Here is a 13,250-nt window from a genome sequence, read left to right as displayed (position 1 = left end):
CATATATACGGCAAGGCGAAGCTGACGTGGTTTGAAGAGATTTTCGAAGAGTATCAGTTAGAAGAAAGAGTCACAAACACACTTTGTGGCTTTTTTATTTCCATAAAAATGGTAAAATAGTAGGAGTAGAAATGGAGTTCGAGACATGAAAGTAATAGATCAATTTAAAAATAAGAAAGTCCTTGTTTTAGGTTTGGCCAAGTCTGGTGAATCTGCAGCTCGTTTGTTGGACAAGCTTGGTGCCATTGTGACAGTAAATGACGGGAAACCATTCGAGGACAATCCAGCTGCGCAAAGTTTGCTGGAAGAAGGGATTAAGGTCATCACAGGCGGTCATCCTTTGGAACTCTTGGATGAAGAGTTTGCCCTTATGGTGAAAAATCCAGGTATTCCATACAGTAATCCCATGATTGAAAAGGCTTTGGCAAAGGGTATTCCAGTCTTGACTGAAGTGGAATTGGCTTACTTGATTTCAGAAGCACCGATTGTTGGTATCACTGGTTCTAACGGTAAGACAACCACAACGACTATGATTGGAGAAGTTTTGACTGCTGCTGGCCAACATGGTCTCTTATCAGGGAATATTGGCTATCCAGCCAGTCAAGTGGCCCAAACAGCGACAGACAAGGATACGCTTGTTATGGAACTTTCTTCTTTCCAACTCATGGGAGTACAAGAATTCCATCCTGAGATTGCGGTTATTACCAACCTCATGCCAACTCATATCGATTATCATGGTTCTTTTGAGGAATATGTAGCAGCCAAGTGGAATATCCAGAACAAGATGACAGCGGCTGATTTCCTTGTCTTGAACTTTAACCAAGACTTGGCAAAAGAATTGGCTACTAAAACACATGCCACTGTTGTTCCATTTTCAACACTTGAAAAGGTTGATGGTGCTTATCTGGAAGATGGTCAACTCTACTTCCGTGGGGAAGTGGTCATGGCAGCGAATGAAATCGGAGTTCCAGGTAGTCACAATGTGGAAAATGCCCTTGCGACGATTGCTGTAGCCAAGCTCCGTGGTGTGGACAATCAAACCATCAAGAAAACTCTTTCAGCCTTTGGTGGTGTTAAGCACCGTCTTCAATTTGTAGATGAAATCAAGGGTATCAAATTCTATAACGACAGTAAATCAACCAATATCTTGGCTACTCAAAAAGCCTTGTCAGGATTTGACAACAGCAAGGTCATCTTGATTGCAGGTGGTTTGGACCGTGGCAATGAGTTTGACGAACTGGTTCCAGATATTACTGGACTCAAGAAGATGGTCATCCTTGGTCAGTCTGCAGAACGTGTCAAACGGGCAGCAGACAAGGCTGGTGTGTCTTATGTGGATGCGACTGATATTGCTGATGCGACCCGCAAGGCCTATGAACTTGCGACTCAAGGAGATGTGGTTCTTCTCAGTCCTGCCAATGCCAGCTGGGATATGTATGCTAACTTTGAAGTACGTGGCGACCTCTTTATCGACACAGTAGCGGAGTTAAAGGAATAATATGAAAAAAATTGTCTTTACAGGTGGGGGGACGGTTGGACACGTCACCCTCAATCTTTTGTTAATGCCCAAGTTCATCGAAGATGGTTGGGAAGTCCACTATATCGGGGACAAGCGTGGTATCGAATACCAAGAAATCCTCAAGTCAGGTTTGGATATCACCTTCCATTCCATTACGACTGGAAAATTGCGTCGTTATTTCTCTTGGCAAAATATGCTGGATGTCTTCAAAGTCGGTTGGGGAATTGTCCAATCTCTCTTTATCATGTTGCGACTTCGTCCACAGGCTCTTTTTTCAAAGGGAGGATTTGTCTCTGTGCCGCCAGTTATCGCTGCGCGTGTGTCAGGAGTGCCTGTCTTTATTCACGAATCGGACCTGTCTATGGGCTTGGCCAATAAAATCGCCTATAAATTTGCGACGAAGATGTATTCAACCTTTGAACAAGCTTCGAGTTTGTCTAAGGTCGAGCATGTGGGAGCAGTGACCAAGGTTTCAGACCAAAAAAATCCAGAACCAGATGAATTGGTGGATATTCAAACCCACTTTAATCCTAAATTGCCAACTGTATTGTTTGTCGGTGGTTCTGCGGGCGCTCGAGTCTTTAACCAATTGGTGACAGACCATAAGAAAGAACTGACAGAACGCTACAATATTATCAATCTAACTGGAGATTCTAGCCTGAATGAGTTGAGCCAAAATCTTTTTCGTGTTGACTATGTGACAAATCTCTATCAACCCTTGATGGAATTGGCTGATATTGTTGTGACACGAGGTGGCGCCAATACGATTTTTGAGCTCTTGGCCATGGCAAAATTACATGTTATTGTGCCACTTGGTCGTGAAGCTAGTCGTGGAGACCAGATTGAAAATGCAGCCTACTTTGTAAAAAAAGGCTATGCAGAAGAGCTTCAAGAAAGCGATTTGACCTTGGATAGTTTGGAAGAGAAGCTCTCTCACTTACTAAGCCACAAGGAAGACTATCAAGCTAAGATGAAGGCTTCTAAGGAATTGAAATCTCTAGCAGATTTTTATCAATTATTGAGAAAAGATTTATCATAAGGAAAGTAAATGTCAAAAGATAAGAAAAATGAGGGCAAAGAAATCCTCGAAGAATTGAAAGAGTTATCAGAATGGCAGAAACGAAACCAAGAATATCTAAAAAAGAAGGCTGAGGAAGAGGCGGCCCTAGCTGAGGAGAAGGAAAAGGAAAGACAAGCTCGAATGGGAGAAGAATCTGAGAAGTCAGAGGACCAGGAGAGTGAAACGGCCCCAGAAGATGAAGAATCAGCTAAGGAAAAGTCTGAGGAAAAAGTAGCATCCTCAGAGGGTGACAAAGAGGAAGAAGAGATAGAAGAATCAGGGTCTAAAGAGAAGGAGGAACAGGATAAAAAGCTTGCTAAAAAGGCTACAAAGGAAAAACCAGCCAAAGCAAAGATTCCTGGCCTCCATATCTTACGAGCCTTCACGATTTTATTTCCAAGTCTGCTTTTATTGATTGTCTCTGCTTACTTACTCAGTCCTTATGCGACCATGAAGGATATTCGTGTTGAGGGAACGGTGCAAACTACAGCTGATGATATTCGACAGGCTTCAGGCATTCAGGATTCGGATTATACGATTAACCTGCTGCTAGATAAGGCAAAATATGAAGAGCAGATTAAGTCTAACTATTGGGTTGAATCAGCTCAGCTTGTTTATCAATTTCCAACCAAGTTCACTATCAAGGTCAAGGAATACGATATTGTTGCCTACTATGTTTCTGGTGAAAATCATTATCCTATTCTTTCCAGCGGTCAGCTTGAGACTAGTTCTGTGAGCTTGGTCAATTTGCCAGAAACTTATATATCAGTTCTCTTTAATGATAGTGAACAAATCAAGGCTTTTGTCTCAGAACTTGCTCAAATTAGCCCAGAACTCAAGGCTGCTATCCAAAAGGTGGAATTAGCCCCAAGCAAGGTGACTTCCGATTTAATTCGATTGACCATGAATGATTCGGACGAAGTCTTGGTTCCCCTTTCTGAAATGAGTAAGAAACTGCCTTATTACAGCAAGATTAAACCTCAATTGTCAGAACCAAGTGTGGTCGATATGGAAGCTGGAATCTACAGCTACACTGTAGCGGATAAATTAATTATGGAGGCTGAGGAAAAAGCCAAACAAGAGGCTAAGGAAGCTGAGAAGAAGCAGGAAGAAGAACGTAAACGTTTAGAAGAAGAACAGAAAAAACAAGAGGAAGAGAGCAATCGAAACCAAACGACCCAGCGCTCATCGCGTCGTTAGGTTTACCTTTTCTCTTATAGTTCTTTAGTAACCATGTTTTTACTTGACAAGTGCTAGTAGAAATAATAGAATAATAGAAAACCTTTAAAGCAGTCCAGAGAGGCAGCTAAGGTTAGGCGGTGAAAGGGTGGAGACTACCCATTTTTCGTGGAACCTTGCTGTTGGCAGGTTCCTTTTTTCGTGGTTTCTGTTGCCCAGACTCTCTCACTAGCAAAGGTAAAAGGAGAAACCTATGCGAGAACATCGTCCAGTCATTGCTCTTGATTTTCCTAGTTTTGAGGCGGTCAAGGAATTTTTAGCTCTTTTCCCAGCAGAAGAAAGCCTTTATCTCAAGGTAGGGATGGAGCTTTATTACGCAACGGGTCCTGAGATTGTATCTTACTTGAAAGGTCTGGGTCATAGTGTCTTTTTGGATCTCAAACTTCATGATATTCCCAATACAGTCAAGTCAGCCATGAAGGTCCTGTCTCAGCTTGGTGTGGATATGACCAATGTTCATGCGGCTGGTGGTGTAGAGATGATGAAGGCTGCGCGTGAAGGTCTTGGAAGTCAAGCAAAATTGATTGCTGTTACTCAGCTTACATCAACATCAGAAGCTCAGATGCAGGATTTTCAAAATATCCAAACTAGCCTGCAAGAGTCTGTCATTCATTATGCTAAGAAGACAGCTGAAGCTGGCTTGGATGGTGTTGTTTGCTCGGCTCAGGAAGTACAAGTCATCAAGCAGGCCACCAATCCAGATTTTATCTGTCTGACACCAGGCATTCGTCCAGCAGGTGCTGCAGTTGGAGACCAAAAACGCGTGATGACGCCAGCGGATGCCTATCAAATCGGTAGTGACTATATCGTGGTGGGACGTCCCATTACCCAAGCTGAGGATCCTGTTGCAGCTTACCATGTCATCAAGGATGAATGGACACAGGACTGGAATTAAAGAACTAGATTAGAAAAATAAAAGGAGAATACCATGACACTTGCTAAAGATATCGCTAGCCACCTCTTGAAAATTCAAGCCGTTTACCTCAAACCAGAGGAGCCTTTCACTTGGGCATCTGGTATCAAGTCACCGATTTATACTGATAATCGTGTGACACTAGCCTATCCAGAAACTCGTACCCTAATTGAAAATGGCTTTGTGGAAGCTATCAAAGAAGCCTTTCCTGAGGTAGAAGTCATTGCAGGAACTGCGACAGCAGGGATTCCACACGGAGCTATCATTGCTGACAAGATGAATCTGCCATTTGCCTACATCCGTAGCAAACCAAAAGACCACGGAGCTGGTAACCAAATCGAAGGCCGCGTAGCTCAGGGGCAAAAAATGGTAGTGGTTGAAGACCTGATTTCAACAGGTGGTTCTGTTCTTGAAGCTGTAGCAGCTGCTAAACGAGAAGGAGCAGATGTGCTTGGAGTTGTAGCGATTTTCAGCTACCAATTGCCAAAAGCAGATAAGAACTTCTCAGATGCAGGTGTCAAACTTGTGACGCTTTCTAACTACAGTGAACTCATCCACCTAGCCCAAGAAGAAGGCTATATCACGCCAGAAGGCTTGGATCTCCTAAAACGCTTTAAAGAAGACCAAGAAAATTGGCAAAATGCCTAAAACATAGAAAATCAGGTAGTCACTAGGATTACCTGATTTCTTTTTGAGATTTCATTGAGTATTATACTCAATGAAATCAAAGAGCAAACTAGGAAACTAGCCGCAGATTGCTCAAAGCACTGCTTTGAGGTTGTAGATAAAGTTGACGTGGTTTGAAGAGATTTTCGAAGAGTATTAGTCAACTTTTCCGCCTTCAACAACAAGGTCATCTGCTTTAGCAGCGTCACCGTAGGTTGGGTGAAGTGTTTTTTCATAGGCCTTGTGGAAGAAGTTTTCCTTGCCTAATTTTTCAATATCCTTATTGATGAAGTCTAGCAATTCTTGGTTGCCTTTTTGAACTGCTGCCGCAATGGTATCTGGATTACCGAGGGAAGTAATGCCTACTTCAAATCCTTTGTTTTCAAGCGCCCAAGCTAGGACTTCCGTATTGTCAGTAGAGAAGGCATCTCCACGTCCGTCAAGAAGGGCTTGGTAAGAGTCACTGTATTGGTCGTATTTTTGGAGTTTGATTTCTGGATGATTCTTTTCAAAATAAGTTTCAGCGGTCGTTCCTTTTGTAACAATCAAGGTTTTGCCTTCTAATTGTTTGACATCTGTAATAAGACCGGTCTTAGGTGATACGACACCCAGAGAAACTTTCATATATGGAAGGGCAAAATCAACTTGTTTCTTACGTTCATCAGTTACTGTAAAATTGGCAAGAGTAATATCCACCTTGTTTGAAATCAAGTATTCAGCACGGTTGGCAGCATCGACTGAAACGTATTTGACCTTGACACCAAGGTCTTGTGCTAATTGGTTCCCAAGTTCAATATCGTAACCTTGGTAAGAACCGTCATTGTCAACGTAACCAAACGGTTTTTTATCTCCAAACACGGCGATTCGTAGCTCACCGCTTTTTTTGATTTCATCGATTGTGCGAGCCTTGGCAGTGGTTTTACCTGACGATGCACCACCATTTCCACCTGAGTTACAAGCTGTGACAAAGATAAGGGCAAAGGCAAGTGCCAAAACAGTTAAGAGTGGTTTGAATAGTTTCATAAGAATCTCCTTTATAGATATGAGCCAAATTGGCTAAAGTCAAAGACGTTTAAAAATTCCTGGGCTCGTTTGGTTTGAGGATTGGTAAAGAAGGCTTGAGCTGTTCCTTCTTCAGCAATTTTCCCTTGGTCGAGGAAGATAATCCGATCGGCAATAGCTTGAGCAAACTGCATTTCGTGGGTTACTAAAATCATGGTGCGACCTTCTTGAGCCAAGTCATTGATCAGTTCCAGAACCTCACGCACCATTTCTGGATCCAGCGAAGCAGTCACTTCGTCAAAAAGGATGATTTCTGGATGCATGAGAAGGGCACGGACAATCGCAACCCGTTGCTTCTGTCCACCAGATAATTGGCGAGCAAAGCTATGTTGTTTATCCAGCAAACCGACACGTTCCAGTAGTTGCAAAGCTTCTTCCGTTACTTCCTTCTTGTCTCTTCCCTGAGCCTTGATAGGACCTAGGATGAGGTTTTGAAGGACATCCAGATGGGGAAAAAGTTCATAGCTTTGAAAAACCATGCCAATCTTTTGGCGAACTAGGTGAAAATCTTTTTTATTTTCAACGATAGACTGACCGTCCAGAAGAATATCTCCACCTTGAATCCTTTCTAAGCCATTGAGGCAACGAAGGAGAGTACTTTTCCCACAACCAGATGGGCCCAGAATAACCACAACTTCCCCTTTTTTGATTTCTAGAGAAAGTCCTTGGAGGATGGGATTGTCTCCGAAGGATTTTTTTAGTTCCTTGATTTCTAAGATAGTTTCAGACATTTAGTTCCTCCAATGTTTTTCTAAGTGAGTGGATAGTTTGGAAATAGGAAAGCAGACTGCGAAATATAAGACCAGAATGGTTGCATAAATCCAAAAGGAAGCGGTTGGGATGGTCAGGCGATTGCTATCGATGATTTGTTGCCCAACCTTTGTAACCTCAACAACCCCAATCAAAACAACCAAGGAAGTGGTTTTAATCATCCGAGTGACAAGATTGATGGCTTGTGGAAGTAATCTTCTCAAGACTTGTGGGATGATAATGTGGTAGTAAAGTTGAACATTGGTCAAACCTAGTGCCTGTCCACTTTCAAACTGATGTTTAGGGAGAGAAGTGATAGCTCCACGGACCAAGTCCCCCATTTCAGCTGTTCCCCAGAGGGTGAAAACGATAATAGCAGAAGTCTCACCTGAGATATTGATATTAAAATTTCGAGCCAAGCCAAAGTAAACGATGAAGAGTAGCACCAGCTGGGGCATGATACGGATAAATTCCAGATACAATCGTGTTAAAAATCGTATGATTCTAGAATGGGAGGTCATGATGATTCCCATGACTGTCCCGAATATCATGGATAAGAGGACAGTCAGGATGGATATCCCAATCGTAACGCCCAATCCCTGTAAGATTCTCAGGAGATTATTTCCCTGAAAGAGTACTTGGATTCCCGAATCCTGCATGGCGGAGCCTCCTTTCTATCCAGCTAAAGACCAGTGAGATGGGTAGAAGCATGATCAGATAAGCAACTACCAACATAGCTAGCGCAATGTCTGTTTCATAGTAGAGCCCAATCAAGTCTTTGGCGACGTACATGAGGTCGGCCAAAGCTACTGCTGAGAAAACAGAGGTTTCCTTGATGAGGAAAATGACATTGGCACTAAAGGAGGGGAGTGCCACAGCTGTTGCTTGTGGCAGAACCACATAGCGAAAGACCTGTACAGGTGTCAGACCGATAGCGAATCCAATCTCCTGCTGGGTTTGACTAACGGCTTCCAGGCCACTTCGGAAAGATTCTGCCATATAGGAGCCTCCTAAAAAGACCAGTCCTAAAGTGGCACAGACTTCTGAAGATAGAACAATCCCTACTCTAGGAAGTCCGAAGTAGAGAAAGAAGAGTTGAATCAAAAGGGGCGTATTACGTGACAATTCAATATAGGCTGTCGCTACTTGCGCCAAAACAGGGATTCGATAATGTCGGATGATACTAACGATTAAACCGAGCAGAAAGGATCCCAGAATTCCCCAAACTGCAATATGCAAGGTCAGAAAGAATGCCTTTTGATATAGTGGTAGATATTGTTCAACAATGGACCAATCCAAAAATAGAACCTCCCATCTAGAAATAATACAGTTATTGTAGCACTTAAAATCTTCTTTGGATAATATCTATTTTTTATTGCCGTTATAAGGATTTTTTATCATAGACATAAAATTTCTGAAATTTCCAAACAAAATATTTGAAAAGTTTTGAAAAAAGAGTTAAGATATTTTTGTAATATACAAAGTAAACGCTTACTTATTAAGGAGGGCATTTTATGTCATACAAAACAAGCAATGCAGAAGGCCATGTAGATTTCATCAATACCTATGATTTGGAGCCAATGGCGCAACAAGTTATTCCTAAAGCAGCCTTTGGCTATATCGCTAGTGGGGCGGAAGATACTTTCACTTTACGTGAGAATATTCGTGCCTTTAACCACAAGCTCATTGTTCCGCATACGCTTTGCAATGTAGAAAATCCAAGTACAGAGATTGAATTTGCTGGTGAAAAATTGTCTTCACCAATCATTATGGCGCCTGTTGCGGCTCATAAATTAGCAAATGAACAGGGGGAAGTGGCGACTGCGCGTGGTGTGCATGAGTTTGGTTCCCTCTATACAACCAGCTCTTACTCTACTGTCGATCTTCCAGAAATTACGGAAGCCCTTCAAGGGACACCTCATTGGTTCCAATTTTACTTTAGTAAAGATGACGGAATCAACCGCCACATCATGGACCGTGTGAAAGCTGAAGGTTATAAAGCGATTGTCTTGACGGCAGATGCTACTGTAGGGGGCAATCGTGAAGTAGATAAGCGTAATGGTTTTGTCTTTCCAGTTGGCATGCCGATTGTTGAAGAATACCTGCCAGAAGGTGCTGGAAAATCAATGGACTTTGTTTACAAATCAGCTAAACAACGCTTGTCTCCACGTGATGTAGAATTTATCGCTGAATACTCAGGACTTCCTGTTTATGTCAAGGGACCACAATGCCGTGAGGACGTTGAACGTTCGCTTGCTGCAGGTGCCTCTGGTATCTGGGTAACCAACCACGGTGGTCGCCAAATCGACGGTGGACCAGCTGCCTTCGACTCACTTCAAGAAGTAGCTGAAGCAGTTGACAAACGCGTACCAATCGTCTTTGACTCAGGTATTCGTCGTGGTCAACACGTCTTTAAAGCCTTGGCTTCAGGAGCAGACTTGGTAGCTATTGGTCGCCCTGTTATCTATGGCTTGGCTCTCGGTGGTAGTGTCGGTGTACGCCAAGTCTTTGAACATTTGAATGCGGAATTGAAGACAGTCATGCAGTTGTCTGGAACTCAGACCATTGAAGATGTCAAACACTTCAAACTCCGTCACAACCCATACAACCCAACCTTCCCAGTTGACCCTCGTGACTTAAAATTGTATTGATAAAACAGCTTGCCTCCACTTGATGTGGAGGTTTTTGCTTGTGTTTTATACTCTTCAAAAATCTCTTCAACCCCCTTGGATTATATCTGTGACTGAAACCTCAAAGCAGTGCTTTGAACAGCCTGTGCCTAGCTTTCTAGTTTGCTCTTTGATTTTTATTGAGTATTAATCAATTTTGTAATGAAGATTAAAAAAAGAAAAAGATTCGATTTTTATAGTTGACAAATGTAGATTTTAAGGGTATACTGATAATTGTAATTGACAAATGTAGATTTTGGAGGTGTGCTAATGCAGATTTCAGATGCAGAATGGCAGGTCATGAAGATTATTTGGATGCAGGGTGAACAGACCAGTACGGATTTGATCAGGGTTTTGGCAGAGCGGTTCGACTGGTCCAAGTCGACCATTCAAACTCTTTTGGCTCGTTTGGTTGAGAAAGAGTGTTTGACTCGGAAAAAAGAAGGCAAGTCCTTTGTCTATTCAGCCCTTTTAACTTTGGACCAAAGTAGGGATTTACTTGTCCAAGATATTAAGGACAAGGTTTGTTCCCGTAGGATTAAGAACTTGTTGGCTGATTTGATTGCTGAATGTGATTTTACTCAGACTGACTTGGAAGACTTGGAAGCTGTGATTTCTGAGAAGAAATCAAGCGCTGTAACAGAAGTAAGATGTAATTGTATGTAAAGGAGACATCATGTTAAATAGTATTGTAACCATTATTTGTATTGCCCTTATCGTGTTTATCTTGTTTTGGTTTTTCAAAAAGCCTGAAAAATCTGGACAAAAGGCCCAGCAAAAAAAGGGCTACCAAGAGATTCGAGTGGAAGTCATGGGAGGCTATACGCCTGAGTTGATTATCCTCAAGAAATCAGTGCCAGCCCGCATTGTCTTTGACCGTAAGGACCCTTCACCCTGTCTGGACCAAATTGTTTTTCCAGATTTTGGTGTACATGCGGACCTGCCTATGGGGGAAGAGTATGTAGTGGAAATCACGCCTGAGCAGGCTGGAGAGTATGGTTTCTCTTGTGGCATGAATATGATGCACGGCAAGATGATTGTAGAATAGGAGAATGATATGACTGAAATTATAAAAGCAAATCTTGAAAATGGTGTTCAAAAAATCCGTATCACGGCAGACAAAGGCTACCATCCAGCTCATATACAGCTTCAAAAAGGGATTCCAGCTGAGATTACCTTTCATCGAGCAACTCCTTCAAACTGTTACAAGGAAATTCTGTTTGAAGAAGAAGGCATCTTGGAACCAATCGGCGTAGACGAAGAGAAAACAATTCGTTTTACCCCTCAAGAATTAGGCCAACATGAATTTTCTTGTGGCATGAAGATGCAAAAGGGGAGTTATACCGTAGTTGAGAAGACTCGAAAATCTCTATCACTTTTACAGCGTTTTTGGATTACTAGTATCTTTACTGTGCCTCTTGTGATTCTCATGATTGGGATGTCGACAGGAGGAATCAGTCACCAAGTCATGCGTTGGGGCACCTTTTTAGCCACAACACCGATTATGCTAGTAGCAGGTGGTCCTTATATCCAAAGTGCTTGGGCTAGTTTTAAAAAGCACAATGCCAACATGGATACCTTGGTTGCTCTGGGAACCCTAGTGGCCTATTTCTATAGCTTAGTTGCCCTCTTCGCTGGTCTCCCCGTTTACTTTGAAAGTGCTGCCTTTATCTTCTTCTTCGTTCTTATGGGAGCCGTTTTTGAGGAGAAAATGCGGAAAAATACTTCCCAAGCTGTGGAGAAGCTACTGGACTTGCAAGCTAAAACAGCAGAGGTTTTGCGTGAGGATAGCTATGTCCAAGTTCCTTTGGAACAAGTCAAGGTAGGTGACCTGATTCGAGTGCGTCCCGGTGAAAAGATTGCGGTTGATGGTGTCGTAGTAGAAGGTATCTCTAGTATTGATGAGTCTATGGTGACAGGTGAGAGTCTGCCTGTGGACAAGACAGTTGGAGATACCGTCATTGGTTCAACCATCAATAATAGTGGAACACTTGTTTTTAGAGCAGAAAAAGTTGGTTCAGAAACTGTTTTGGCTCAGATTGTGGATTTTGTGAAGAAAGCTCAGACAAGTCGTGCGCCGATTCAGGACTTGACGGATAAAATTTCAGGCATTTTTGTCCCAGCAGTTGTCATTTTAGGGATTGTGACCTTTTGGGTTTGGTTCGTCTTGCTCAGGGATAGTGTAGTCGTGCTTGGAGCTAGCTTTGTGTCCTCTCTTCTCTACGGAGTGGCTGTTTTGATTATTGCCTGCCCTTGTGCATTGGGACTTGCAACACCGACAGCCCTCATGGTGGGGACAGGTCGCAGTGCCAAGATGGGAGTTCTCCTCAAAAATGGAACGGTTCTACAGGAAATCCAGAAAGTCCAAACTATCGTCTTTGATAAGACCGGAACTTTGACGGAAGGGAAACCTGTGGTCACAGATATCATCGGCGACGAAGTAGAAGTGCTTGGATTGGCAGCTTCCTTGGAAGAAGCTTCTCAACACCCACTGGCTGAAGCCGTTGTGAAACGAGCGAGTGAAGCTGGACTTGAGCTTCAAACTGTTGAAAATTTCCAAGCCTTGCACGGAAAAGGTGTCTCAGGGCAAATCAATGGAAAACAAGTTTTGCTTGGAAATGCTAAAATGCTGGATGGCATGAACATTTCTAGCACTTATCAAGAAAAACTAGAAGAACTGGAAAAAGAAGCTAAGACAGTTGTGTTCTTAGCAGTTGACAATGAAATCAAAGGCTTGCTTGCTCTGCAAGATATTCCTAAGGAAAATGCTAAGCTTGCCATCAGTCAGTTGAAAAAACGAGGTCTTAAAACAGTCATGCTGACAGGAGACAATGCAGGTGTGGCGCGTGCCATTGCCGATCAGATCGGAATCGAAGAGGTCATTGCAGGTGTCTTACCAGAAGAAAAAGCCCATGAAATCCATAAACTACAAGCGACTGGAAAAGTAGCCTTTGTTGGTGATGGTATCAATGACGCTCCTGCCCTCAGTGTAGCAGATGTGGGGATTGCTATGGGAGCTGGAACAGATATTGCCATCGAGTCAGCAGATTTGGTGTTGACAACTAATAACCTCCTAGGAGTGGTTCGTGCCTTTGACATGAGTAAGAAAACCTTTCATCGAATTCTGCTCAATCTTTTCTGGGCCTTTATCTACAATGTCGCCGGAATTCCGATTGCAGCAGGAGTCTTTTCAGGTGTTGGACTGGCTCTCAACCCAGAACTGGCAGGTCTAGCTATGGCCTTTAGTTCTGTATCCGTTCTGACTAGTTCACTCTTACTAAACTTTAGTAAAATAGACTAAAAGCGGGCTTGCTCGCTTTTTATACTCTTCGAAAATCTCTTCAAACCACGTCAGCTTTATCTGCAACCTCA

At 42.8% G+C, this 13,250-nt stretch carries 13 protein-coding genes; 9 read left to right on the top strand and 4 right to left on the bottom strand.

The features are described 5' to 3' along the window. The first annotated feature begins 145 nt into the window (after positions 1–145). The 5 genes from murD to pyrE all read left to right on the top strand — a co-directional run bounded on the left by murD (position 146) and on the right by pyrE (position 5,379). Complete coding sequence (gene murD, locus ADI58_RS07735) at positions 146–1,498, top strand: UDP-N-acetylmuramoyl-L-alanine--D-glutamate ligase (protein WP_049522091.1); 1,353 nt, start codon at positions 146–148, stop codon at positions 1,496–1,498. A gap of 1 nt (position 1,499) precedes the next feature. Next, a complete protein-coding gene (locus ADI58_RS07730) occupies positions 1,500–2,558 on the top strand; it encodes a UDP-N-acetylglucosamine--N-acetylmuramyl-(pentapeptide) pyrophosphoryl-undecaprenol N-acetylglucosamine transferase (protein WP_049522090.1) in 1,059 nt (352 codons plus the stop codon). Positions 2,559–2,567: 9 nt separating this feature from the next. Then, the gene (locus tag ADI58_RS07725) at positions 2,568–3,779 is read left to right on the top strand and encodes a cell division protein FtsQ/DivIB (protein WP_049522089.1); all 1,212 of its coding nucleotides are present in this window, start codon (positions 2,568–2,570) and stop codon (positions 3,777–3,779) included. A 232-nt stretch (positions 3,780–4,011) separates the two neighbouring features. Beyond that, complete coding sequence (pyrF, locus tag ADI58_RS07720; RefSeq protein ID WP_049522088.1) at positions 4,012–4,713, top strand: orotidine-5'-phosphate decarboxylase; 702 nt, start codon at positions 4,012–4,014, stop codon at positions 4,711–4,713. 33 nt (positions 4,714–4,746) lie between these two features. After that, a complete protein-coding gene (gene pyrE, locus ADI58_RS07715) occupies positions 4,747–5,379 on the top strand; it encodes an orotate phosphoribosyltransferase (RefSeq protein ID WP_033689062.1) in 633 nt (210 codons plus the stop codon). A gap of 174 nt (positions 5,380–5,553) precedes the next feature. Here the strand turns inward: pyrE and ADI58_RS07710 are convergent, their stop codons facing one another. Genes ADI58_RS07710 through ADI58_RS07695 form a run of 4 tightly spaced genes read right to left on the bottom strand, consistent with a single transcriptional unit; the run spans position 5,554 to position 8,508 of the window. Next, positions 5,554–6,420, bottom strand: a complete 867-nt coding sequence (locus ADI58_RS07710; protein ID WP_049522087.1) for a cysteine ABC transporter substrate-binding protein — start codon at positions 6,418–6,420, stop codon at positions 5,554–5,556. 11 nt (positions 6,421–6,431) lie between these two features. After that, positions 6,432–7,190 (bottom strand): amino acid ABC transporter ATP-binding protein, encoded by a 759-nt coding sequence (locus tag ADI58_RS07705; RefSeq protein WP_049522086.1) that lies wholly within the window; start codon positions 7,188–7,190, stop codon positions 6,432–6,434. Continuing rightward, the gene (locus ADI58_RS07700; RefSeq protein ID WP_049522085.1) at positions 7,191–7,868 is read right to left on the bottom strand and encodes an amino acid ABC transporter permease; all 678 of its coding nucleotides are present in this window, start codon (positions 7,866–7,868) and stop codon (positions 7,191–7,193) included. Further along, the gene (locus ADI58_RS07695; protein WP_049522084.1) at positions 7,828–8,508 is read right to left on the bottom strand and encodes an amino acid ABC transporter permease; all 681 of its coding nucleotides are present in this window, start codon (positions 8,506–8,508) and stop codon (positions 7,828–7,830) included. The genes ADI58_RS07700 and ADI58_RS07695 overlap by 41 nt, the downstream gene beginning before the upstream one ends. Positions 8,509–8,723: 215 nt before the next feature. On the opposite strand from ADI58_RS07695, the gene lctO reads away from it, so the two are divergent. From lctO to ADI58_RS07675, 4 genes are all read left to right on the top strand, one after another. Beyond that, positions 8,724–9,860, top strand: a complete 1,137-nt coding sequence (gene lctO, locus ADI58_RS07690; protein ID WP_000120723.1) for an L-lactate oxidase — start codon at positions 8,724–8,726, stop codon at positions 9,858–9,860. Between the two features lie 288 nt (positions 9,861–10,148). Next, on the top strand, positions 10,149–10,544 hold the full coding sequence (locus ADI58_RS07685; RefSeq protein ID WP_049522083.1) for a CopY/TcrY family copper transport repressor: 396 nt from the start codon (positions 10,149–10,151) through the stop codon (positions 10,542–10,544). A gap of 10 nt (positions 10,545–10,554) precedes the next feature. Next, complete coding sequence (locus ADI58_RS07680) at positions 10,555–10,926, top strand: cupredoxin domain-containing protein (protein ID WP_049522082.1); 372 nt, start codon at positions 10,555–10,557, stop codon at positions 10,924–10,926. 9 nt (positions 10,927–10,935) lie between these two features. Beyond that, a complete protein-coding gene (locus ADI58_RS07675) occupies positions 10,936–13,179 on the top strand; it encodes a heavy metal translocating P-type ATPase (RefSeq protein WP_049522081.1) in 2,244 nt (747 codons plus the stop codon). Positions 13,180–13,250: the final 71 nt, after the last annotated feature.

Source organism: Streptococcus mitis, from assembly GCF_001074635.1.
GTDB lineage: Bacteria > Bacillota > Bacilli > Lactobacillales > Streptococcaceae > Streptococcus > Streptococcus mitis_E.
Note: the sequence above shows the minus strand (reverse complement) of the source record. Positions and strands in the feature narration are given on the sequence as shown.

Bases quoted from the DNA above. Each gene is read 5' to 3' on its own strand.
- murD (WP_049522091.1), top strand. From the start codon at position 146: ATGAAAGTAATAGATCAATTTAAAAATAAGAAAGTCCTTGTTTTAGGT.
- ADI58_RS07725 (WP_049522089.1), top strand. From the start codon at position 2,568: ATGTCAAAAGATAAGAAAAATGAGGGCAAAGAAATCCTCGAAGAATTG.
- ADI58_RS07685 (WP_049522083.1), top strand. From the start codon at position 10,149: ATGCAGATTTCAGATGCAGAATGGCAGGTCATGAAGATTATTTGGATG.
- ADI58_RS07730 (WP_049522090.1), top strand. From the start codon at position 1,500: ATGAAAAAAATTGTCTTTACAGGTGGGGGGACGGTTGGACACGTCACC.
- pyrF (WP_049522088.1), top strand. From the start codon at position 4,012: ATGCGAGAACATCGTCCAGTCATTGCTCTTGATTTTCCTAGTTTTGAG.
- ADI58_RS07680 (WP_049522082.1), top strand. From the start codon at position 10,555: ATGTTAAATAGTATTGTAACCATTATTTGTATTGCCCTTATCGTGTTT.
- ADI58_RS07710 (WP_049522087.1), bottom strand. From the start codon at position 6,420: ATGAAACTATTCAAACCACTCTTAACTGTTTTGGCACTTGCCTTTGCC.
- ADI58_RS07705 (WP_049522086.1), bottom strand. From the start codon at position 7,190: ATGTCTGAAACTATCTTAGAAATCAAGGAACTAAAAAAATCCTTCGGA.
- pyrE (WP_033689062.1), top strand. From the start codon at position 4,747: ATGACACTTGCTAAAGATATCGCTAGCCACCTCTTGAAAATTCAAGCC.
- ADI58_RS07675 (WP_049522081.1), top strand. From the start codon at position 10,936: ATGACTGAAATTATAAAAGCAAATCTTGAAAATGGTGTTCAAAAAATC.
- ADI58_RS07700 (WP_049522085.1), bottom strand. From the start codon at position 7,868: ATGCAGGATTCGGGAATCCAAGTACTCTTTCAGGGAAATAATCTCCTG.
- lctO (WP_000120723.1), top strand. From the start codon at position 8,724: ATGTCATACAAAACAAGCAATGCAGAAGGCCATGTAGATTTCATCAAT.